This is a genomic window from Sulfitobacter sp. THAF37, from assembly GCF_009363555.1.
Lineage (GTDB): Bacteria > Pseudomonadota > Alphaproteobacteria > Rhodobacterales > Rhodobacteraceae > Sulfitobacter.
Genome location: NZ_CP045372.1, coordinates 1255632 through 1277981, shown reverse-complemented (window position 1 = coordinate 1277981; position 22350 = coordinate 1255632). Strand labels below are relative to the sequence as shown.

Here is a 22350-nt window from a genome sequence, read left to right as displayed (position 1 = left end):
AGACCATACCATATCTGGCCGCAGATAGAGCACCGGCAACAAAATATCGACGTTTAGCTGTTTTCGCGCAACACCACCCCGGCAAGGTAGAGTGACCCACAGATCAGGACCCGCGCGTGGGGGTCACGGCTGACGATATCGGCCAGGGCAGTTGCCACGTCGGGCGCTTCGATGGCCTCCATCCCGGCGGCGCGGGCCGCGCGGGCCGTGTCGGCGGCAGGCAGCGTCGCCGCCTCTCCGGGGATCGAGATGGCGTGCAGCGTTGTCGCATGTGCGGCAAGCGGGCGCAGGTAGCCACCGATATCCTTGGTGTTCAGCATCCCGCAGATCAGATGCGTGGGCCGCGATGGCCCCTCTGCCAGATGCCCCGCGATCGCCTCGCCTGCGGCGGGATTGTGACCGCCGTCGAGCCAGAGGTCGGCGTCGCCCGCGATCTCCACCAAAGGCCCCTTCCTTAGCCGCTGCATCCGCGCAGGCCAGTACGCGTGGCTGACGGCCGCCTCGCAGGCCTCGTTGCCGATCCCCAGATGTCGCAGAACGGTCAGCGCCGCGCCCGCGTTCATCACCTGATGCGCGCCGGGCAGGTTGGGCAGCGGCAGATCCAGCAACCCGTTCTCATCCTGGTACACCATGCGCCCTGCTTCCTGGCCCACGTGCCAGTGCTGGCCATAGGCCAGTACAGGCGCACCCAGCCGGGCCGCCTGCGCCTCGATCACGTCCAGCGCGGCCTCTTCCTGCGGACCGACGACGCAGGGCACGCGCCGCTTGATGATGCCTGCCTTTTCACCGGCGATCAGGGCGAGCGTTTCGCCGAGGTACTGCTGGTGATCGACCGATACCGGCGTAATGACGCAGAGTGCGGGATCGTCGATGACATTCGTTGCGTCCAGGCGACCGCCCAGCCCCACCTCCAGCAGGGTGTAATCGGCTGGGGTCCGGGAAAACGCCAGCAACGCCGCCGCGGTCGTGATCTCGAAATACGTGATATTGCCGCCATCGTTCGCAGCATAGCATTCGTCCAGCACCGCGGTCAGCGCGTCTTCGGAAATCAGGTCGCCAGCCACCCGGATGCGTTCGTGGAACCGGGCCAGATGCGGCGAGGTATAGGCATGTACACGTTTGCCCGCAGCCTCCAGCCCGGCGCGGATCATCGCCTGTGTCGATCCCTTGCCATTGGTTCCGGCGAGGTGGATGACCGGGGGCAGGTCGTTCTGGGGATTGCCCAGAGCCTCCAGCAGACGCCACATCCGGTCCAGCGTGAGATCAATGATCTTGGGGTGCAACGCCATCATCCGGGCAAGGATGGCGTCAGAGGTAGGGCCGGTCATTTCTTCTCGGCTTTGGGCGCAGCCTTCTTTGGGGCAGCCTTCGGCTGGGGCTCGGCATCAGTCAAGGCATGGGCCAGATCGCCGCCTTCCTGGGGCGGGGGCAGATCACCGCGCACGGCGGGCGGCAGACCCAAAAGCATGCGCGTAATGTTGATAATTTCCTCCCGCAGTTCGGTGCGGGGGGTCACACGGTCCAGCATGCCATGGTCCAGCAGGTATTCTGCCCGCTGAAAACCGTCTGGCAGTTTCTCGCGGATGGTCTGTTCGATCACGCGCGGACCGGCAAAGCAGATCAGCGCATTCGGTTCGGCAATCTGAACGTCACCCAGCATGGCATAGCTGGCCGTCACACCGCCGGTGGTGGGGTGGGTCAGCACAACAATATAGGGCAGACCGGCCTCTTTCAGCATCTGGACCGCAACCGTGGTGCGGGGCATCTGCATCAGGCTCAGGATGCCCTCTTGCATGCGCGCGCCACCGGCGGCCGAGAACAGGATTAGCGGGCACTTCCGCTTGACCGCCTCCTGGGCGGCGGCGATCACCGCGTTGCCCACATACATTCCCATGGACCCCGCCATAAAGGAAAAGTCCTGACAGGCCGCAACAATGGGAGTGCGACCGATCTCGCCGGTAGAGACCAGCATCGCTTCAGTTTCACCGGTTTCGCGCTGGGCCGCCTTCAACCGGTCGGGATAGCGTTTCTGATCCCGGAATTGCAGCGGGTCGGTCGGCGGCACCGGCACCTTGATGTCGGTAAACACGCCACCGTCGAACAGGGCGCGGAAACGGTCGCGCGGTGTGATCGGCATGTGATGACCGCAATTGGTACAGACGTTCAGGTTCTCCGAAACCTCGCGGTGGAACAACATGGTGCCGCAGTCATCGCATTTGGTCCACAGGTTGTCCGGCGTTTCGCGACGCGAAAAGATCGAATTGATCCGCGGGCGGACATAGTTTGTGATCCAGTTCATATCAGGCCCCTGACGACATGTTTGCCCACCAGATAAGCCGCACAGACGGCAAATGCAATCAACGGCGGATCGCGACCCGCGCGGCCAGCCAGAAGACGATCATAAGGAGGAAGTCCACCGGCAACCAGGCCGCCACCATCCCGGTGTCGTCCAGGCCGAAAGGCGCCAGGTAGAGCGCGAGCCCCGACAGGTCATCGGGCAGAGACACGATCAGGATGGCGGAGACATTATTGCAAAAATGCACCGCGATGGCCGGCCCCAGAGAACCCGACCGCGCCGTCAGGTCGGCCATCAGCACCCCGAATACCCCGGCCCAGAGTGCGATGAGCAGCGCGTTTTCCCCCGCCGCGTCGGGCAGGTAGTGCCCCAGCGCAAAGAGAACGGAGGGCGCGATCATCCAGATCAGCGGAGAGCGGAACCGCGCCGCCAACTGTTGCAGGACATAGCCGCGAAAGACAATTTCCTCGGCGCTGGCCTGAACGAAAACCGCCAGCAGGGACAGCGGCAACAGCAGCAGCCACCGGCCCGGTGGCAGGTTGGGGACGAAGTCTTCTCCCATGGTCGGGGGCGGCAGAAGTGCGATCACGACGCTGAGTGCCACAAGCAAGATCGTCACGGCGCGGAAATCCGTCCACACCAGATTCGACGGTCCGATCAAGCTGCGCAGGGAACGGCGGTGCAACAGTCGCACGACGACAGCCACGCTCAGCGTCATGCACAGGAAACTGGCCAGCAACAGCAGCATCGCCAGGGGTGTCGAACCGTCCAGAAGCGCGTCATACAGTGCCGCGCTGCGGTTTCCGGCGATCTGGTACACTGCCGCAAAGAACAGCTGATTCAAAGCGAGGTAGGCGACGAAGGCCAGGATCAGACCCGCCGCGAAACGCCAAAGCTCAGACCTTGGGCGCGCCGGTGCGGCAAAGACCTGCAGCCCCGCATAGGCGCCGGTCATCGCGCCTGCTCTTCCGCAAGGGTCGGCGGGGTTGGCGGGCCGTACTCGCGCGGCACGTCCAGCCCGGCAGCGCGAAGGACTTCCGCAGCCCCGGCCAGGTGTCCGGCCACGGTCCGCAGTTGCGTCAGCAGCAGTGCCTTGTCGCTTTCAAGCACGGAACGGAACTGCTCGGCACCGATGCGCAGGAACTGGCAGGGTTCGATTGCGACGAGGTTCATCTGACGCGGTTCGTCCAGAATGATGGAAAGGTCTCCCATCAGGCGGCCCGGCTCCACGTCTGCGACATGATGGCTTGTGCCATCCTCGCCGGACCACACGATTTCCGCCTTGCCGGACAAACAGAGATAGGCCGCGTCGGCCCGCTCGCCCATCGAGAATATGACCTGCCCTTGTTCGGCGCTGTACCATTGTGCGGCAAAGGCCAGCAGGCGTTGCTGCCGGGATTCAAGCGTGCTGAACAGGCTGTTGCGCGCGATGATGCGCAATTTGCGGCGCAGATCGTCCGAGGCATCCTCGTTCATTTCGGCATCCTCGGCCTCCGAAGTGCCATTCAGGCGGCCGTGGTGGATTTCCATGTGCATGTCATAGGCCTGAACGTCGGCGAAGCTGTCATTCAGGAAAATCTGGGTGGTGTGAGGCAGAAGGTCGCTCAGGCGGTCGCTGATCCGTTTCTGCGTCTCGGCATCCGATCCCGCAAGGACCTGATTGAAGACCAGCACGTCGGGTTGTTTGATCACCGCCCGACCGAAGGCCGCCCGTTCCTGGAACTGGGCCGGCAGGTTTGCCCCGCCGATGTCCGTGGGCACGTCGAAAAGATTGACCGATACCATCTGCTTGAGGTTGTGCGCCTCCATCACATCGACGACCGCGTCACGAACAAGATCGGCCTGCAGACCCGCCATGCCGGAAAAGCGACCGTAGATCGCGTTCTCCAGAATGGTCAGCCGTGGCAGGTAATTATCCGGCGCGATTTCGATGAACAGGTCAGCCGCCTGTTCGCGCAGCTGCGCACCGCGCGACTTGCGGATGGCCAGGATTTCCCGTTTGAAGCTTTCCGGAAAGCCGGGTCCGATCTGTTCGGCGGTAAAGGCGAAAGGCACCGTCAGCAAAAGGGCGAACTCATCTGCCGTGAGCGAGGCGTCTCCCTTGTCGCGGCGGCGCTGGGCGATATCCACCAATTGTTCGTAGAGCGTTTCCTCGATCCCGAGGGACGTGAAAAGGGGGTGATCCGTGCCGTCGCGGCCAAAGGTGTCGTGCAGGGTCTCTATCAGGGTCTGCGATATGGCGATGCCCTGTTCGGCCAGGCCCTGGTCAATGATCATGCTCAGAAAGCCGCCCTCTTCGACAAGTCCCTTCTGGCTGATCGCGCGGCGGGGGGCGGCGAACATCAGGTTGCCACCCAGAGGCACCGCGGGGTTGAAGCTTTCGGGGTCAAACCGGTACACGGCTTTGTCCAGATCGTCGGACTTGAGCCGTTGATGAACCTCGTCGCGCAGGGCGACGATGCGGCGCGCGAGTTCCGGGTGTTTGTCCGGGTCCATGCGTGAATCCAGCATGCTGAGGAAGATTACATCCGCCGTCCCCAGTGCCGAGGTGATCTTGTACCAGAAATCGAACACCTCTTCGCGGGTCTGAAGATCCGCCACCGCGGGGTCCAGCCATTCGGCCTTTGTGCTGTCGGGGCTGTTGCCGGACCTGCGGGCCTCTATCGTGGCGCGGTCAATCTTCTTGGGGTCCCACAGCACGGTGGCGGGCTGTGTCATCAGCGGCATCAGCAGGTTGTCCCCTACCGTGCCCTGAAACAGATAGGGCTGCGCCCCGGCATAGCCGATGCGGGCGGCGATGACCGCCTGGTGCAGACCTGTCAGATCGTGCCCCGCCATCACGACACGGCCCCGCGTCGGGATCACCTCGCGGGTCAGCACATCGGCCAGCGCCATCCGTTCGGACTGGTTCTTGACCTCGATCGCCACGCGGCTGCCCGCAGGGATCGTGAAGCTGAGATCGTGCAGAATGGTCGATCCGTCCTCGTCCCGCAGAACGACCTTGTCGAAGCGAATATCGCCCCGCAGATGCGGAATCTCTTCGGGATTGCCGATCAGCAATTGCTGGTTGATCATGCGCGGTGGGTTGAACCGTTCAATGACCACGTCCCAGCGGACAGCCATATCCTGGGTCTGGTTGTAGTAGGTCAGCAGCTCTTTCCAGGGGCTCGACAGGTCCTTGTAGGCGGCCAGCGCCGCGACCAGCGCACCGACCGTGATCTGGCCCTGAATGGCAAGGTACCCGCCGACGGCGTAGAAGAAGAAAGGTGTCAGCTGGGTAATGAAGTTGTTAAGGAACTTCATGAAGAACTTCTTCTGGTAGATCCGGAACCGCACCTCGAACAGGCGCCCCAGCCGGTCGGTAAAGGCGGACAGCCGGTAGCGCCAGCCGCCGTTGCTGCGCAAATCCCCGATACCTGCCGCCGTTTCGCCGATCTCTGCCGAGAACTGGCGCACCTCCCTGATCCGGACCTTGTTCAATTCGTTGATCTGCCGCTGCAGCATCGGGATGATCCAGGCCTGAAGAGGGATCAGGGCGACCCCCGCCAATCCGAACCAAAAGCTCTGCAGGAAAAGGAAGATCACGATGATCAGCATCTGACCCGCCTGGAAAACCGGTTGCGCGACGAAATCGCCCATCAGGCCCCCCATCGGCTCCGCTTCCGATGTTACCATGCTGACCAGTTCACCCTGCGACGTCTTGCGAAAATAGCTGCGCGGAAACAGCATCATGCGGCTGATGAGCTGATAGCGAAAGCGGCGCAACAGCCGTTCGGCCAGCACGCCTTTCATCGTGTTCAGATGCATCTTGAGGATGCCATGAACGATCACCGCCCCGAGGTAGGCAAAACACAGCGCCAGCAGAAATTGAACCTGCGTGATTTCGAACCCGAAAAGGCTGACAGTGTCGCTCTCGGCGCCGATGGCATCGTTGATGATGCGCTTTGGCAGTTCAAGCGTGGCGTAGAGGAACGGAAACGTGAAAAGCGTGAAGGCCAGCAGGTAGAGTTGATCGCGGCGGGAAAACTTCCAGATAAACGAGAAAATGCTGGGTTCCATGCACCGGACTTTCGCTGGGGACCCATCGCGCCGACGGGATCGCCGCAACTTATGCGTCAGACCGGGTTTTTACAACATCGACGGCACCTGTTCACCGCCCTGTCACCACCCAATGACAGGGCAACCCAGACCGGGGCTTCAAGAGATGCGGTCGCGAACCTTGGGCGCGCGCGACCGCTCTTGGTGCGTGTCTCAGACCGCTGCCGTCGCCTCGACCTCGAACAACATGCCGGGAAGCGCAAGCCGCGTGACCCCCAGCAGGGTCATGGGCGGTGCGACGCCCTGGCCGCCAAAACGTGACCCGAGCAAGTCGAAATTTTGCAGCGCCGCGTCCACATCCGTGGCATAGATGCCCAATCGGGTCACGTTGGCGAGGGTCATTCCCGCCCTTTTCACCACAGCTTCCAGATTGTCGAGCGCGAGGCCGATCTGCGCCCGCATGTCGCCGTCGTGCTGCAGGTTTCCCCCGTCATCCACGGAGGTCTGACCCGAACAGATCAACTGGCGGGTCACGCCCTCGATCAGTTCTGCTTGGTTGTATCCCAGTTTCACCGACCAATCGCTGGGGTTCACGGCCTGTCGTTGCATCATTCTGAAATCCTTTGTTGCGGGTTGATGTGATCGGTATGGAATGAAATAGTGCCATATCCTGTCACCATTCATGCTATGCTTGTCTCATGACAGCCCGAGCAAGACAGGAAGACATCGTCCGCAGCCTGCGACGCAGTGGTGCGACAACCGTGGATGCATTGGCCGCAGAGGTCGGAGCCTCCCGCCGAACCGTGCTGCGGGACCTGTGCGCCTTGCGGGATGAGGGATACGTCATTCACTCGGATGTGGGGCGCGGTGGCGGGCTTCGGCTTGACCCTCAGTCGATGCAGACCACCGCACGGCTTTCCGTGCCCGAGGTGTTCGCCCTGTTGATCAGCGTCGCGTCGATGCGGGCGGCAGGACACTTGCCGTTCTCGGCACTGGCCGACTCGGGTCTTGCCCGGATCGAAAGAGCCTTGCCGTCGGACAAAATGCGCGACTTGCGCCGTTTTCTCGATTGCCTGCATGTGGGCAAGCTGTCCCCTCTGCAGGACCTGTCCGACATGGGGCCGATGGACCCCGCGTTACTGCCCGCTTTCGAGACCGCCTTTCTGGAACGACGGTTGATCCGGTTCGACTACCGTGACGCCAAAGGCATCGCGACCCGGCGGCTGGTGGAACCTCAGGCCATGTTGATCCTGCCGCCGCTTTGGTACCTGGTGGCCTGGGATCCGACGCGCGGGGATTTCCGGCATTTCCGCATGGACCGCATCGGCGGGCCGGAGGCCATCGAGGGCACGCGGTTCAACCGCCGCCGTGTTCCGTTCGAGGATGATGTCTGCCCCTATCGGGAGCTGGCGCGATAGCTGCATTGGCTGGCCAATGGCGTTCGATGCTTGCAGGGCTGACTTTGCAGGACTATTCCGGTTGCGAATAAGTTTCAGGGAGCCACCAGATGTCCAGCAACCAGCGATTTGACAAATCCAGACTGCCCAGCCGCCACGTGACCGAAGGTCCGGCGCGCGCGCCCCACCGGTCCTATTACTACGCGATGGGCATGACGGACGAGGAAATCCATCAGCCACTGGTCGGCGTCGCGACCTGCTGGAACGAAGCCGCCCCCTGCAACATCGCGCTGAACCGGCAGGCTCAGGCCGTCAAACTGGGGGTGAAAGCCGAACAGGGCACGCCGCGCGAATTCACCACCATCACCGTGACCGACGGTATCGCCATGGGCCACGAGGGCATGCGGTCTTCTCTCGCCTCGCGCGAGGCGATTGCCGATACCGTGGAACTGACCATGCGCGGCCACTGCTATGACGCGATCGTGGGCCTTGCGGGCTGTGACAAATCCCTGCCGGGCATGATGATGGCCATGCTGCGGCTTAACGTGCCTTCGGTGTTTCTCTATGGCGGGTCGATTCTGCCGGGCAAGGTGCCCAGCGGTGCGAAGGTCCCCGAAAGCTTTGCCGAGCGTGACCTGACGGTTCAGGACATGTTCGAAGCGGTCGGAAACTTCCAGAACGGCACCATGACCGAGGCCGAGCTGGAAATCCTCGAACGGGTCGCCTGCCCGTCCGCCGGCGCCTGTGGCGGCCAGTTCACCGCCAACACCATGGCCTGCGTGTCCGAGGCGATCGGCCTTGCGCTGCCCAACTCATCGGGCATGCCAGCACCTTACGAATCCCGTGATGAATATGGCAAGGCGTCGGGCGCGGCGGTGATGAACCTGATCGAAAAGAACATCCGCGCGCGCGACATCTGCACCCGTGAGGCGTTCGAGAACGCAGCGCGGATCGTCGCCTGTACGGGCGGGTCCACAAACGCGGGCCTGCACCTGCCCGCGATGGCGCATGAGGCGGGCATCGACTTCTTCCTTGATGACGTCTGCGAAATCTTCCGCGACACCCCCTACTTCGTCGACATGAAACCCGGCGGGTCGCATGTGGCCAAGGATCTCTACGAGGCAGGCGGTGTGCCGGTCGTGATGAACGAATTGCGCAAGGCCGGGCTGATCCATCTCGACTGCATGACCGCCACCGGCTATTCCATCGGCGAGGTTCTGGATCAGGTCACGCGCGAGGCGGACGGCAAGGTGATCCATTCGGTCGCCAACCCGATCAGCAAGACCGGCGGCGTCGTGGGCCTCAAGGGCAACCTCGCCCCCGAGGGCGCTATCGTGAAGATCGCCGGGATGAGCGAAGACGACATCGTCTTTACCGGCCCCGCGCTGGTGTTCGAATGCGAACAGGATGCATTCGAGGCAGTGCAGAACCGCAGCTATTCCGAAGGCGACGTTTTCGTCATCCGCAACGAGGGCCCCGCCGGGGGTCCGGGCATGCGCGAGATGCTTGCGACAACCGCCGCCCTGTCCGGTCAGGGCATGGGCAAGAAGGTCGCGCTGATCACCGATGGCCGCTTTTCCGGCGCGACGCGGGGGTTCTGCGTGGGGCACGTCGGACCGGAAGCCGCGCATGGCGGGCCGATCGCGCTTCTCAAGAACGGTGACATGATCACGCTCAATGCCATCGAGGGGTCGATCACCGTCGATCTGACGGATGAGGAACTCGCCAAGCGGAAGTCCGAATGGAAAGGCGCGCGGCCCACGAACTACGCCTCTGGTGCGCTGTGGAAATATGCGCAACTGGTCGGTCCGACCTACCTCGGAGCCGTGACCCATCCGGGTGCCAAGGCAGAAACCCATGACTACATGGACCTTTAAGGCGCCGCTGGCCGCGATGTCGATGATTGCCCTGTCCGCCTGCGAAGGCGGCCAGGGCGCCAATTTCTTTGCCGGTACGCTGACGGCGGACCCCAAACCGCTGTCCCAGGCGGATATGGCCGGAGGGGCCGTCACCCTGGTGGCGCCTTCGGGCTTTTGCATAGACAGCGCCAGCCTGAAGAGCCGGTTCGCCCTCATGGCGCGGTGCGACAGGCTTGGCGCGCCGTCCGCCGCAGGTGCCGCGCCTCTCGGCGTCATCACCGTCAGCCTGTCCAACGCCGACCCCGGCAGTCCGCTGCCCGATCCGCAAACCACGGGCACGGCGCATGGCCTGACGGCGATCTCGGCGGTGACAGGTGACGACAACAGCGTCATCTTCCGCGCTACCGGCCCAGCCCCGACCGGCGCGCTGGACAGCAGGCATTGGCGCGGCACCGCGTTGATCAATGGGCAGATGCTGGGCGTGGCGCTTTATGGGCCGGAGGGCGACGCCGAGACACAGGAGGAAGGGCGCGACGTGATTTCGGCGCTGCTCGAACGAACGCGCGGCGCGACCTGACAATTGTTTCCGCACCGGAAACACCGCGGCAAGCCGCGCGAGATTGTGGCCAATTTGTTTGAACGATGCTCTGCCTCTGGGTAAGGTGCCAAAAAACAAAGGCTTCGTGTAGATGTCCAAACTTGGTTTCGGCTTCCTTGATAGCAAGGTTTTCTCGCGCAACATTCAGCGTTGGGCACGCGCGGCACGTATGGCGGGCAAGACGGATCTGCCGCAGCTGCGTCGTCAACGGAACCGGGCGCGGGTGTTGAAGTTTCACCTCGATAAACTGATCCACACCGCGGATGAGCGGCTGGCGCTGCCGATGATCGGGTCGACCAGCTTTCCCAAACCCCACAACGCCGACTGGGCCTGGCGGCCCGAACTCTGGCGGGGGCCACTGCCGACACCCGGGTTGAGCTCGGTTCAAACGAAAAGCCAGCTGGGCGACGAGGTCACGCTGTTTCACGACTGCGCGTATTCGGAACTGACGCTGCGCCAGATGCGCAACCTGCGCGAGGAGGACCTGGCCCCCTACGGCTTGCGGCTGGACGTGTTCCGGTTCGACGGCTCTTTTCTTTCGCTGGTCATCGACCTGCCGGACGAGGGCGTGCTCGGGCTGAAACGCACGCACCTGCTGCGCATGGATGCCATCGTGGAGATGGAAAAACCGCTGGAAATCTTCGCGCGGCTTAACATCCGGCATGGGCCGAATACCGAACAGATCGTACGGGAGTTACCCCTGAACGAAGAACATCACCGGGTCGAATTCGACCTGGCGTATTCCAACCTGAACGAAAAACGGGTGGAACGGGCCTGGATCGACGTGATCTTTGAAGGTCCGCAGATGAACGAAGTGATCCTGCGCGACCTCACGTTCTCGCGCCGTCCGCGCGCCCAGCTTTAGGGAGTATTTCCATGTCCACACTGGAACTGACCAAGACCAAGATGCGCCAGGGCGTCTGGGAGGGCGTGATCACCGGCGCAGGCGCCGAGACACCCAAATTGGAGGTCACACACCAAGAACGCGCCGTGGACAGTTTCGAACTGGTGCACAATGACAAGGCAGACCACTGGCTGCTGTCCATCACCATTCCGCCCGAAGCCGTATCGGACGGGATGCAGACCCTGGTGATCCGCGATTGCGCCGCTGACACCGACATCGGGCACATCACGCTGATGGCCGGAGAGGTGCTGGGCGACGATATCCGGGCGGAAGTGGACCTGCTGCGCGCGGAACTGGACATGCTGAAACGCGCGTTCCGTCGGCACTGCGTCGAGACAACCTGAACCGCACAAATGCGCCGCCTCAGGGAAAGGTCCGCAGGCCGTTTAGCCGGTCGTATCAGATGATGTACCACGGCGAATGGCAGCTTCGAGCCGAACTTGACCGATGCCGCAGGCTGCGTGAATGTCTGCGTTGGCAGACCTGTTGATGTCGACCTTTGAGCCATGAAACCATAGATTTTTAGAGCAATGGGTGAATACTTTGAAGAAAACTTCTGTTGTTCTGAAACGTCAGGTTCCCATTCGTTTCGATGAAGCGCCTCGATCTTGGCTGGGTGGGCTTCCAATGATGCCAAGTCACACCAAGTGGCCACGCGACGATGAGGGTGCTCCACTGCACTTCGTTGCACAGATTTGCAGCGGTGATCTACCCCAAACTCTCTGGAATGGTTTGGGGCCGCGCAAAGGTTGGCTATTGCTCTTTGTGGAGACCCTGAAGCTTGAGGATCACGCCGAAAACAATGCCGTGCAGGTCTTACACACCCCTCGCTTGGGCGCCGAGCGCCAACCACCAGATGATGCGCCGACCGTCCGCCACTCGATGTCCGACTATATCGACTATACATCGCCCAAGATCAGGCCAGGTGTCCCGAAGTTCTGGCGTAGGTGGCCCATCGATATCGTTGTACAAGAGTCTGAATTTAACCAGATTGGCCCTGAAGAGGGTGGCCCTCCCCCGGTTCAGGGTGAAGACCTTTACGAAGCACCTGTGGCGCAGAACAGCTTTGATGAGATTTCTTCCGCACTAAATCGCCCTCTGACATGGCGTGGCGCACGCTATGTTGTCGAAGGAGTTCTGAGAGATCTGAAACCTGATCAGTTCGAGCGCAATTTTGTCGGGAATAGCGGATTACTGAGCGCGCCTGAATTCGACCATAGCGGGCTAATGGAAGAGATAAGCAAGCGCGCCATGCAAAGCCCGGACTACCAAGGCGGGCCTATCAACAAATTTGGTCGATACAGGGCTCTTTTCGAACGTATTGAAACCGAGGTGCGTGCCGATCGTTGCACCGGATGGGTCAAACGGGCTTACGCGTGTTTTGATGCGGAAATCGCCGAATTCGCCGCCATGAAGGCCGAGCTTGAACAAGCGCATGCAGAGGGACGGACAGACTCGCTAGCAAGAAAGGGCAGCGTCAGTCTTCCATTGGAAGGGGTGCTGTGGAACCTTGATCGCTATGTGGGATATCGCAAATCTCTGGACGAAACGCTCGCAGAATATCCCGGTCCCGATCCTGAGGCGGCATTAACAGAAGAAATAGGGCGCCTTGGCCGGGCCTATCTGACCTGGGGCAAGCGAATGGCTGACGGGGCAAAGGCCGCCATGCAGAAAATAGAATCGCAAGATCCTCAGACGCCCATTAGCGCGTTGGACTGGGAAGAGCTGACCACTGCATTTTGTGAAACCTCCGCTGAGTATTGGGTCAAGAGCGGCGAAGTTCTGGCCAAAAACTCCCGTAGCATTGACATGGAAAAACACGTCAGGATGGCAATTCGCGAAGATCTCCTTGACCTGTATACACATGACAATAATGCCCCAGAGACGCTCCCACGGGATATGCTTGAAACCATAGCAGCGTCTGCAAGATACATCGAACCGGGCCTGCCACATCGAATGGGAGGACTGCCTGATCTCGTCCAAAGTGACGCCATTGATCAAAACGATCAGCTGCTTTTTCAACTGGCAAGCGACCGGGCGATGGGGTGGATGTGGGGCGATGTCGGCGCTCTCTACGTAACGATCTCTGAGGGCGACTTACGGAAAAGTCGATTTGAACATGTCGAAGCATGGATTGAGGGGCATTGAAGAATAGAGGCTGTTTCAGAGGAACATTTTATCCCGCAAGCTGACATTCAGGCATACGGTTTGAACGCCCGCTTTGTCCCGCCTGGTCGACACCCATCGCAGACAGCTTCCGAAAATTTTTCGGGTGCTGCCGATCGTTTTGGCGTCATGCCAGCAAGGCCGCGCGGCGATCCCAGCCGCGTCATTCACGCAACAAGGCCCGCCGGGACCGGCGGGCCTTGTGCATTTCAGGACAGACTGAAAATCAGTCGTTGGGGCCAAGGGCCGACAACCCTTTGAGGATGTCGATGGCATAGGCCAGTTGGTAGTCCTCGTCCCGCAATTCGGCGGATTTCTCGGCCTTGGCACGGTCTTCTTCGATCTGCTTGATCTGATCCTCGGTCAGGCTGTCGTTGTTCAGACTCCCGCGCAGGTCGGCTTCGGACCGCAGCAGGCGGCGTGGCGTGTCCTCTTCCTCCTCGGTTTCCGGCTTGACCGGGGGTTGTGCGACGATGATATCGGGCGACACCCCGAGCGCCTGAATTGAGCGGCCCGAGGGCGTGTAGTAGCGCGCCGTCGTCAGGCGCATCGCGCCTTCGCCCCGCAGCGGCATCACGGTCTGTACCGACCCTTTGCCAAAGCTCTTGGTGCCGATGACCACCGCGCGGCGGTGATCCTGAAGGGCGCCCGCCACGATTTCGGACGCCGAAGCGGAACCGCCATTGATCAGAACGACCAGCGGCTTGCCCATGCTCAGATCGCCGGGTGTCGCGTTCACCCGGTCCCCGTCACCGGCATCCCGCCCGCGAGTGCTGACAATCTCGCCTTCTTCAAGGAAGGCGTCCGAGACTGCGATGGCCTGATTCAGCAGACCGCCCGGATTGTTCCTGAGGTCAATGACAAAGCCATTTACGGCCTCGATCCCACCTGCGTTTTCGATCTGGTCCTCGATGGCTTCCTTCATCTTGGGATAGGTCTGTTCGTTGAAGGTCGACAGGCGCAACACAACCGTATCGCCTTCGATCCGGGACCGGACGACCGTCAGCTCGATGGTATCGCGGACGATCGACACGTCGAAAGGCTCCTGCTCGCCCTCGCGGACCACCGTGATCACGATTTCCGAGCCGACCGGGCCGCGCATCAGTTCAACCGCATCGTCAAGCCCGAGGCCCAGCAGGCTCTCGCCGTCCACATGGGTGATGAAATCGCCCGCTTCGACACCGGCCTCATCCGCAGGCGTTCCGTCGATGGGCGAGACGACTTTGACGAATCCGTCTTCCTGCGTCACCTCGATCCCCAGGCCACCGAATTCGCCGCGGGTCTGTTCGCGCATCTTCAGGGCGTCCTTGGGTGACAGATAGCTCGAATGCGGGTCCAGCGACGTCAGCATGCCGTTAATCGCAGCTTCGATCAGCTCGCTGCTTTCCACTTCCTCGACATACTGGGCGCGGATGCGTTCGAAAATGTCGCCGAAGAGGTCCAGTTGCTCGTAGACGTTTTCGGTCTTGGCCGCCTCCTGGGCAAGCAGCGGCGCCGCGATCTGAGTTGTGGCGATCACACCTGCAACCGTGCCGCCAAGGGCGGCCATCAGAAATTTCTTCATTGCCTATTCATCCTTCTCGGTCCGGAACCACGCTTCTGGGTCCTGTGGAATGTTGTCTCGTCTTACTTCTATATAGAGCGTTTCAGTGCGGTCAGTGCCAGAGGCATCACGATCGGGTGACAATTGCGCTCCACTTTCCGTCGCGCCGCCCGCACCCGTCTGGCCCATCAGTCCGATCGGCGTGCCTGCGGCGATGACCTGGCCCGCCTCGCCATAGACCACTTCAAGCCCGGCAAGCACAAACAATGTCCGCGCTTCGGGTTCGAGGATCACGACATTGCCGAAATCCAGAAGCGGTCCGGTATAGCGTATGGTGGCGGCGGTCGGGCTGGTGACGATCGCACGCGCACGGGTGGCCATGATGATGCCGGGGCGCTTCACCCCCGCCGCATCCGCCTGTCCGGCACGGCGCAGTATCAGCCCCTGCACTGGCAAGGCCAGCTCACCGATCCGGCCTTTCAGGCTCACCGGTGCCGGTTCGACCTCGTCGGTCACGATCTCGGACAGGCCCGATGCGAAACCGTCCAATGTCTCGGTGGACGCGATAAGGATCGCGGTGCGCACCGGGTCGGCGGTAAACCGCATGGGCAGGTCCGTCCGGTTGGCCATCGCCTGGTTCAGCTCGGTCCGCGCCGCCTGCACCTGGGTCAACCCGTTCTGCAGACGCTCCGCGGCGTCCACCTGCAGCAACCGCAAGGTCTTTACATCCTCAAGGTCACGCCGCAGCGCATCGGCCTGCCGGTTCAGCGCCGGAGACAGCTCGGCCAGCAGCATGCCCGCGCGGGCGGTCCCAACCGGCCCGTCCGGGTGGAGAAAAGCGGTCGGAGACGGGTTGCCTCCGATGCTTTGCAAAACCCCGAAGAGCTGAGCGACCTCGCCATCGCGCGACTGCAGCTTTTTCGACAGCTGCGCCTCGTTGATGGCGGCCTGCCGAAGCCCGTCGCGCATCGCGCCGAGGCCCTTTTCATAGGCCTGGATCGTTTCGGTCAATGCCTGCACACGGTCACGGGCGCCCTCTGCCTTGTCCAGCATCGCCGCGGCGGCCTCCAGCTCCTTCGCAGCGGCCCGCGCTTCGGTCATCGCGGCTGTCTGGGCGAAACCGGCCCAGGGCCAGATGAGCAGCAGAAGGGCAAACGCGCGGATCATGACAGCAGGCTTTTCCCCGTCATCTCCTGGGGTTGCGGCAATCCCATGAGGTGCAGCACCGTGGGCGCAAGATCGGCCAAACGGCCACTGGCCAACCGCGCATCCGGCCCGGCACCGACCACAGCCACAGGCACCGGGTTCAGCGTATGCGCCGTGTGCGCGCCGCCGGTGTCGGGGTCAATCATGGTTTCACAGTTCCCGTGGTCGGCAGTCAGGATCAGTGCGCCGCCCGCTGCCTCCAGCGCATCCATCACCTGCGCCAGCCCCGCGTCCACAGCTTCGCAGGCGGCAATCGCGGCATCAAGATCGCCGGTATGGCCTACCATGTCAGGATTCGCATAGTTCACCACGATCAGGTCGTAGCCTTCCCTGATCGCGCGCACGAAATGCTCTGTCACCTCGCCCGCCGACATCTGAGGCTGCTGGTCGTAGGTCGCTACGTTCGGGGACTTCGGCATGTACCGGTCCTCGCCCTGCGACGCCGTTTCCTCGCCCCCGTTCAGAAAGAAGGTGACATGGGGGTATTTTTCGGTTTCCGCCAGCCGAAACTGGCGCTTGCCCTGCTGCGCCACCCAGGCCCCCAGCGTGTTCGGCAGCTCGGGCTTCTTGTACATGGTAGTCATATAGGCCGCATGGGCCTCAGAATATTGCGCCATCCCCATGCAGGCCGCCCACCGGGGCCGCGCCGTCGCGTCGAAGGAATCGAACTGCGGATCAGCCAGCGCCGCCATGATCTCACGCGCGCGGTCGGCGCGGAAATTCAGGCAAAAGAAGCCGTCGCCATCCGCCGCCCCGGCATAATCGCCGATGATCGTGGCAGGGATGAATTCATCGTCCGTGCCATTCTCATAGGCAGCTTCGACCGCCGCCTGCGGGCTGTCCGCCCGCGCCGCCTTTCCCTGGGTGATGGCGTCGAAGGCGGATTGCACCCGGTCCCAACGGTTGTCGCGGTCCATGGCGTAATAGCGTCCCGTGACGGTACCGATACGCGCATTTTGCGGCAAATGCGCGATCAGGGTCTCGAAATACGCCAGCGCGGACCGCGGGGCGACATCGCGCCCGTCCGTCAGGGCGTGGATGACAACCGGCACGCCCGCCGCGCAGAGCGCACCAGCCGCCGCGATCATGTGGCTGACGTGGCCGTGCACCCCGCCGTCCGACACCACGCCCATGACATGCGCCGTGCCGCCGCTGTCCTTCATCGCGCGAATGAACGACAGCAGCGACGGGTTGCGGGCAAAGTCGCCGTTTTCGATGGCCAGGTCGATCTGGCCAAGGTCCATCGCCACCACCCGGCCCGCGCCGATATTGGTATGCCCGACTTCGGAGTTGCCCATCTGGCCGCTGGGCAGACCGACATCGGGACCGTGGGTGATCAAGGTGGCATTGGGACAGGTCGCCATGATGCGGTCGAAGGTCGGCGTTCGCGCCAGCGCGGGCGCGTTGCCGGTCCGATCCTCCCGCACACCCCAACCGTCGAGGATGCACAGGACCACGGGCTTCGGGACGTTCATCTGGGGCTGCTCCAACTTGTTTTGTGGCCTTTTAGCCGTTGTGATGCCTGCCGTGAACCTCTTTCCTCTCACAATCTCACGATGCGCGGCAATCGGACCGGGCTGACCGAACATGGAGGGGCCATCGCAGCGGCGGGTCTTGTTCCCGCCCCGCGCTTTGGGCATAACAGGCCCTGCAACAGCCCTTTGACCAAGGACCGCCCCCAATGAGCCAGCCTGCGCCCGAAACCCGGATCGTGAACACCTATCGCATTGCCTGCGACGGGGGCGAAGGGGGGCTGGGCCATCCGCGTGTCTGGCTGCAGATCCCACGCGACACCGGCTGGGTCGAATGCGGCTACTGCGACTGCAAGTTCATTCATAGCGATTTCGAAGGCAAGGTCTGACGGCGCGGCGTCCGGCCGCCCGTTACGGCCACCAATTGCCGGTAGGTCTGATTGCCCGCTGGCAGGCCCACCAGCTTCGTGGCACAAGTGTGCAAACCTGAGGGGAGCGCATCCATGTCCGGCACATTCGGCAAAGGCCACCACCTGCACCTGATCGACGGCTCGGCCTTTATCTTTCGCGCCTATCACGCACTACCGCCGCTGACGCGCAAGTCCGACGGGCTGCCCATCGGGGCGGTGTCGGGCTTTTGCAACATGATCTTCAAGATGGTTGAAGACAACAGCGGCCCCGATGCGCCAACACATGTGGCCGTGATCTTTGACAAGGGCAGCCACACCTTCCGCAACGACATGTACGACCAGTACAAGGCAAACCGCGAGGCCATGCCAGAGGACCTGCGCCCGCAGATTCCGCTGACCCGCCAGGCGACCGAAGCGTTCAACATCGCCTGCAAGGAACTGGAAGGGTACGAGGCCGACGACATCATCGCGACCCTGGCGCGCCAAGCGCGGGAGGCCGGGGGACGCTGCACCATCATCAGCTCTGACAAGGATCTGATGCAGCTGGTCGGTGACGGGGTCGAAATGCTGGACGCGATGAAGAACACGCGCATTGATCGCGACGGCGTTTTCGACAAGTTCGGCGTGTACCCGGACCGTGTGGTGGATGTGCAGGCGCTGGCGGGTGACAGTGTCGACAACGTGCCCGGTGCCCCCGGTATCGGGATCAAGACCGCAGCCCTTCTGATCAATGAATATGGCGATCTGGACTCACTGCTTGAGCGAGCGGAAGAGATCAAGCAACCGAAACGCCGCCAGACCCTGATCGACCACGAAGACCAAATCCGGCTGAGCCGCAAGCTGGTCCTGCTGGACGACCAGACCCCGCTGGACTTTACCCTTGACGATCTTGACGTGCGCGAACCGGATTCCGACAGGCTGCTGGCCTTCCTCGCCGAGATGGAATTCCGCACCCTGACCAAGCGCGTGGCCGAAAAGATGGGCCGGGAAATGCCCACGATCGAGGACACCCCCGCCCTGCCCGATGCACCGCAAATCGACGATATCCCGTTTGACACGGACAAGTATGAGCAGGTCGGTGATGCAGAGGCGCTGAAGACATGGATCGACGCGATCTATGAGGTCGGCCATGTGGCGATAGATACCGAAACCACCGGCCTGAATGAAATGACCGCCGAACTGGTCGGCATTTCGCTTGCGGTCGAACCGGGCAGAGCCTGCTACATCCCGCTGATCCACAAGGCGAACCGGGGCGACGACCTGTTCGGCTCGGACGATCTGGCCGAGGGACAGATGGGGCTGGATGATTGTCTCGACATGCTCAGGCCGGTGCTGGAAGACCCGAGCATCCTGAAGATCGGGCAGAACATGAAATACGACGCCAAGATCTTTGCCCAGATCGGCATCAAGGTTGCGCCCATCGACGATACCATGCTGATGTCCTACGCCCAGCACGCGGGCCTGCACGGGCACGGCATGGACACGCTGTCCGAACGCTATCTCGACCATACGCCGATCCCGATCAAGCCGCTGCTGGGGTCCGGCAAATCCGCGATTACCTTCGACAAGGTGCCACTGGAAGACGCGGTGAAATACGCGGCGGAAGACGCCGACATTACCCTGCGGTTGTGGAAACTGCTGAAACCGCAGCTCCATGCCGCGCAGGTGACGAAGGTCTACGAAACGCTGGAACGCCCGCTGGTCCCCGTGCTTGCGGACATGGAGCGTGCCGGCATCAAGGTGGACCGCGACACGCTTTCGCGGATGTCCAACGCCTTCTCTCAGAAGATGGCAGGGCTTGAGGACGAAATCTACGGACTTGCGGGCCGCAAGTTCAGCGTGGGGTCGCCCAAACAGATCGGTGAAATCCTGTTCGACGAGCTGAACCTCGACCTGCCGGATGGAAAGAAGCCCGCAAAGGGCAAATCCGGGGCCTGGAGCACCGGTGCCGATGTGCTTGAGGACCTGGCCACCGTGCACGACCTGCCGCGCCGGATCCTCGACTGGCGGCAGATGGACAAGCTGAAATCGACCTATACCGACGCGCTGCAAAATCACATCAACAAGGACACAGGACGCGTTCACACGTCATATTCCATCGCCGGAGCATCCACCGGGCGGCTCGCCTCCACCGATCCGAACCTGCAGAATATCCCGATCCGATCCGAAGAAGGTCGCCGCATCCGCGAGGCCTTTGTCGCCGAAGAGGGCAAGACGCTGGTGGCCCTCGACTATTCCCAGATTGAACTCCGCATCCTTGCCCATATCGCCGACATTCCCGAGCTGAAGCAGGCCTTTGCCGATGACATCGACATTCACGCCCTGACCGCGTCAGAGATGTTCAATGTCCCGCTGGACGAGATGACACCGGACATCCGGCGCCAGGCCAAGGCGATCAACTTTGGCGTGATCTACGGCATCTCCGGCTTCGGCCTTGCCCGCAACCTGCGCATCCCGCGGGCAGAGGCACAGGGCTTCATCGACCGCTATTTCGAACGCTTCCCCGGCATCCGCACCTACATGGATGACACCAAGGCATTCGCCAAGAAACACGGTTATGTGCAGACCCTGTTCGGGCGCAAGATCCACACACCGGAAATCGGCGCAAAGGGTCCGCGCGCCGGGTTTGCCGCGCGCGCGGCGATCAACGCGCCCATACAGGGCACCGCCGCCGACGTGATCCGCCGCGCCATGATCCGCATGCCCGAGGCCATTCGCGACCTGCCCGCAACCATGCTGCTGCAGGTCCATGACGAATTGCTGTTCGAAGTGGAACAGGGCGCGGAGGAAACCCTGATCACCACCGCCCGGGACGTCATGGAAACCGCCAACGACCCGGTGGTGAAACTAGACGTGAAGCTGACGGTGGATGCCGGGCAGGGTGGCAACTGGGCGGAAGCGCATTAGGCGCCTCCGTCACCGGAACGACGATCCCTGACCGCGTCGCTTCCTCCTCGTTCACGCGGGTGATGCGCCCGGACATGTCACAGGAGAGCGTTATCCGCTTTTCAATCATCATCGCCCTGATCCTCGCCCTGTCCGCCGTGGGGCTGACCTATGAAATTGCTGCTGGCCGCGTGCTTGCGCCGTTTTTCGGCACCTCACTGCTGACCTGGACAACGGTGATCGCGACAGTTCTGGGTGGCTTCTCGCTTGGCAGTGCGCTGGGTGGCATCGTGGCGGAACGCCCCCGCGCGAAAGCCCTGCGCGACGTACGCGGCGCGCTGGTCGCGACTGCCGTATTGATGGCTGTATCGCCCACACTGCTGGGCCTGATCCACGCATGGGGCGCACGCGGCACGGGCGGTATGATGCTGAGCGTGATCGTCGTGTTCTTCCCTGCCTCGGTCTGTGTCACCATCCCCTCGCCCCTGCTGGCCAAACTCGCCATAGAGGCGCGGCCGGGACGAGAAGGGTCTTCGCTGGGCTTTGTGCTGGCAGCCGGATCCGTAGGCGCCATCTTTGGTGCCATCCTCGCTGGTTTCGTGGCCCTGCCGCTGATCGGCTCCACCGCCACTTTCGCCGCCTGCGGCGCCTCGGCATTGCTGTGCCTGCCGTTCCTGCGCGGCGGGGATACAGGCACGCGCGGCGTTACACTGGCGGCTGCGGGTTTCGTTGCCTTTGCCGGCGTCGCGGGCGCACCGGCCTGTCAGTACGAATCCGGGCTGTCCTGCCTGCATGTGTCCCAGCGCGGCCCGGAAGTGCGGTTGATCTCGGACGGCACGATCCAGGCTGCGGAACGTCTGCCGCCAACCGGGGCGGAAGATGGTGCCGTTGATCTGGCGTTGAGCTACACCGACTGGATCTGGGCACGCATGGACCGCGATCTGGGGCCGGACACATCGGTTCTGTTCGTCGGCGGCGGCGGATACAGCCTACCGACAAAGCTGCTGTCTTCGCGCCCCGAAGCCAGCGCGCTGGCGGTAGAGATTGACCCGCTGGTGACAAAGGTGGTGCGGATGCACATGCCCCACGCCTCGGACATGATCGCAGGGACCGGCCATGTGGTTAACGAAGAACCGGAAGGCGGCAATCGGCTGGGGATCGTCCACGCGGACGGACGGGTGTTGCTGAACGAGACGAACCGCCGCTTCGATGCCGCGGTGATGGATGCGTTTTCCTCCGGCTCGGTTCCGGCGCACCTTGTCACGGTAGAGACCTTTGCCCGACTGCGCGAAATCGTCGACGGGCCGGTCTACGTCAACCTTCTGGACGCGCCCGATGGCCCCTTGGCGCGCGGCGTGCAGGCGATCCTGCGCCAGGTCTATCCGCATATCCAGGTCGTTCGCGGTGAGGTGAACGCGCGGGGACGCACCAACGTCCTGTTTGCCGCGTCTCCCCAACCGCTTGACCCTCTGGATCCCGTGCCTGGCGGTTATGTACCCGCCCGCATCGCGGAGGCCCGCGCCTTTACCGACGATCGCGGCTGGGTCGGGCACCGGTAGACCGGCGCGCTGCCGC

General features: G+C 62.4%; 17 protein-coding genes. 9 read left to right on the top strand and 8 right to left on the bottom strand.

The features are described from left to right. Positions 1 to 53: 53 nt before the first annotated feature. From FIU94_RS06320 to FIU94_RS06300, 5 genes are all read right to left on the bottom strand, one after another. Positions 54 to 1328: a folylpolyglutamate synthase/dihydrofolate synthase family protein gene (locus FIU94_RS06320; RefSeq protein WP_152464975.1), complete on the bottom strand. Its 1275-nt coding sequence runs from the start codon at positions 1326 to 1328 to the stop codon at positions 54 to 56. Further along, entirely contained in the window at positions 1325 to 2299 is a 975-nt protein-coding gene (gene accD / locus FIU94_RS06315) for an acetyl-CoA carboxylase, carboxyltransferase subunit beta (RefSeq protein ID WP_152464974.1), read from the bottom strand. The genes FIU94_RS06320 and accD overlap by 4 nt, the downstream gene beginning before the upstream one ends. Before the next feature lie 58 nt (positions 2300 to 2357). Beyond that, positions 2358 to 3251, bottom strand: a complete 894-nt coding sequence (locus FIU94_RS06310) for a CPBP family intramembrane glutamic endopeptidase (protein ID WP_152464973.1) — start codon at positions 3249 to 3251, stop codon at positions 2358 to 2360. Beyond that, on the bottom strand, positions 3248 to 6355 hold the full coding sequence (locus tag FIU94_RS06305) for an ABC transporter transmembrane domain-containing protein (protein WP_152464972.1): 3108 nt from the start codon (positions 6353 to 6355) through the stop codon (positions 3248 to 3250). The genes FIU94_RS06310 and FIU94_RS06305 overlap by 4 nt, the downstream gene beginning before the upstream one ends. Positions 6356 to 6547: 192 nt before the next feature. Next, a complete protein-coding gene (locus tag FIU94_RS06300; protein WP_254702627.1) occupies positions 6548 to 6946 on the bottom strand; it encodes a RidA family protein in 399 nt (132 codons plus the stop codon). Between the two features lie 86 nt (positions 6947 to 7032). Here FIU94_RS06300 and FIU94_RS06295 point away from each other — a divergent pair, with 86 nt between their 5' ends. From FIU94_RS06295 to FIU94_RS06270, 6 genes are all read left to right on the top strand, one after another. After that, positions 7033 to 7752, top strand: a complete 720-nt coding sequence (locus FIU94_RS06295; RefSeq protein WP_152464971.1) for a YafY family protein — start codon at positions 7033 to 7035, stop codon at positions 7750 to 7752. 89 nt (positions 7753 to 7841) lie between these two features. Continuing rightward, positions 7842 to 9608: a dihydroxy-acid dehydratase gene (ilvD, locus tag FIU94_RS06290; RefSeq protein ID WP_152464970.1), complete on the top strand. Its 1767-nt coding sequence runs from the start codon at positions 7842 to 7844 to the stop codon at positions 9606 to 9608. Then, positions 9589 to 10167, top strand: coding sequence for a hypothetical protein (locus FIU94_RS06285; RefSeq protein ID WP_152464969.1), 579 nt, complete (start codon positions 9589 to 9591; stop codon positions 10165 to 10167). The genes ilvD and FIU94_RS06285 overlap by 20 nt, the downstream gene beginning before the upstream one ends. Positions 10168 to 10279: 112 nt before the next feature. Then, positions 10280 to 11053: a DUF6478 family protein gene (locus FIU94_RS06280; protein WP_152464968.1), complete on the top strand. Its 774-nt coding sequence runs from the start codon at positions 10280 to 10282 to the stop codon at positions 11051 to 11053. 11 nt (positions 11054 to 11064) lie between these two features. Then, a complete protein-coding gene (locus FIU94_RS06275) occupies positions 11065 to 11436 on the top strand; it encodes a hypothetical protein (RefSeq protein ID WP_152464967.1) in 372 nt (123 codons plus the stop codon). A gap of 190 nt (positions 11437 to 11626) precedes the next feature. After that, positions 11627 to 13240 carry a DUF1963 domain-containing protein gene (locus FIU94_RS06270; protein WP_152464966.1) on the top strand — a complete coding sequence of 538 codons (1614 nt, stop codon included), beginning with the start codon at positions 11627 to 11629 and terminating at the stop codon, positions 13238 to 13240. Between the two features lie 244 nt (positions 13241 to 13484). Here FIU94_RS06270 and FIU94_RS06265 read toward each other — a convergent pair whose 3' ends face one another. The 3 genes from FIU94_RS06265 to gpmI are packed head-to-tail and all read right to left on the bottom strand — an operon-like array spanning position 13485 to position 17482. Then, positions 13485 to 14822 carry a S41 family peptidase gene (locus FIU94_RS06265; protein ID WP_152464965.1) on the bottom strand — a complete coding sequence of 446 codons (1338 nt, stop codon included), beginning with the start codon at positions 14820 to 14822 and terminating at the stop codon, positions 13485 to 13487. A gap of 3 nt (positions 14823 to 14825) precedes the next feature. Continuing rightward, positions 14826 to 15968, bottom strand: a complete 1143-nt coding sequence (locus FIU94_RS06260; protein WP_152464964.1) for a murein hydrolase activator EnvC — start codon at positions 15966 to 15968, stop codon at positions 14826 to 14828. After that, a complete protein-coding gene (gene gpmI / locus FIU94_RS06255; RefSeq protein WP_152464963.1) occupies positions 15965 to 17482 on the bottom strand; it encodes a 2,3-bisphosphoglycerate-independent phosphoglycerate mutase in 1518 nt (505 codons plus the stop codon). The genes FIU94_RS06260 and gpmI overlap by 4 nt, the downstream gene beginning before the upstream one ends. Before the next feature lie 206 nt (positions 17483 to 17688). Between gpmI and FIU94_RS06250 the strand changes: the two genes are divergently transcribed. The 3 genes from FIU94_RS06250 (at position 17689) to FIU94_RS06240 (ending at position 22334) form a co-directional block, all read left to right on the top strand. Further along, positions 17689 to 17868, top strand: a complete 180-nt coding sequence (locus FIU94_RS06250; RefSeq protein WP_071973264.1) for a zinc-finger domain-containing protein — start codon at positions 17689 to 17691, stop codon at positions 17866 to 17868. Positions 17869 to 17982: 114 nt separating this feature from the next. Continuing rightward, positions 17983 to 20796 carry a DNA polymerase I gene (gene polA / locus FIU94_RS06245; RefSeq protein ID WP_152464962.1) on the top strand — a complete coding sequence of 938 codons (2814 nt, stop codon included), beginning with the start codon at positions 17983 to 17985 and terminating at the stop codon, positions 20794 to 20796. A gap of 74 nt (positions 20797 to 20870) precedes the next feature. Beyond that, on the top strand, positions 20871 to 22334 hold the full coding sequence (locus FIU94_RS06240; RefSeq protein WP_152464961.1) for a fused MFS/spermidine synthase: 1464 nt from the start codon (positions 20871 to 20873) through the stop codon (positions 22332 to 22334). The last annotated feature ends 16 nt before the right edge of the window (positions 22335 to 22350 follow it).

Coding starts and splice junctions, on each gene's coding strand:
- FIU94_RS06285 (WP_152464969.1), top strand. CDS start 9,589: ATGACTACATGGACCTTTAAGGCGCCGCTGGCCGCGATGTCGATGATT.
- FIU94_RS06265 (WP_152464965.1), bottom strand. CDS start 14,822: ATGAAGAAATTTCTGATGGCCGCCCTTGGCGGCACGGTTGCAGGTGTG.
- accD (WP_152464974.1), bottom strand. CDS start 2,299: ATGAACTGGATCACAAACTATGTCCGCCCGCGGATCAATTCGATCTTT.
- FIU94_RS06310 (WP_152464973.1), bottom strand. CDS start 3,251: ATGACCGGCGCCTATGCGGGGCTGCAGGTCTTTGCCGCACCGGCGCGC.
- FIU94_RS06320 (WP_152464975.1), bottom strand. CDS start 1,328: ATGACCGGCCCTACCTCTGACGCCATCCTTGCCCGGATGATGGCGTTG.
- FIU94_RS06240 (WP_152464961.1), top strand. CDS start 20,871: ATGTCACAGGAGAGCGTTATCCGCTTTTCAATCATCATCGCCCTGATC.
- FIU94_RS06260 (WP_152464964.1), bottom strand. CDS start 15,968: ATGATCCGCGCGTTTGCCCTTCTGCTGCTCATCTGGCCCTGGGCCGGT.
- FIU94_RS06300 (WP_254702627.1), bottom strand. CDS start 6,946: ATGATGCAACGACAGGCCGTGAACCCCAGCGATTGGTCGGTGAAACTG.
- ilvD (WP_152464970.1), top strand. CDS start 7,842: ATGTCCAGCAACCAGCGATTTGACAAATCCAGACTGCCCAGCCGCCAC.
- polA (WP_152464962.1), top strand. CDS start 17,983: ATGTCCGGCACATTCGGCAAAGGCCACCACCTGCACCTGATCGACGGC.
- FIU94_RS06305 (WP_152464972.1), bottom strand. CDS start 6,355: ATGGAACCCAGCATTTTCTCGTTTATCTGGAAGTTTTCCCGCCGCGAT.
- gpmI (WP_152464963.1), bottom strand. CDS start 17,482: ATGAACGTCCCGAAGCCCGTGGTCCTGTGCATCCTCGACGGTTGGGGT.
- FIU94_RS06280 (WP_152464968.1), top strand. CDS start 10,280: ATGTCCAAACTTGGTTTCGGCTTCCTTGATAGCAAGGTTTTCTCGCGC.
- FIU94_RS06295 (WP_152464971.1), top strand. CDS start 7,033: ATGACAGCCCGAGCAAGACAGGAAGACATCGTCCGCAGCCTGCGACGC.
- FIU94_RS06275 (WP_152464967.1), top strand. CDS start 11,065: ATGTCCACACTGGAACTGACCAAGACCAAGATGCGCCAGGGCGTCTGG.
- FIU94_RS06250 (WP_071973264.1), top strand. CDS start 17,689: ATGAGCCAGCCTGCGCCCGAAACCCGGATCGTGAACACCTATCGCATT.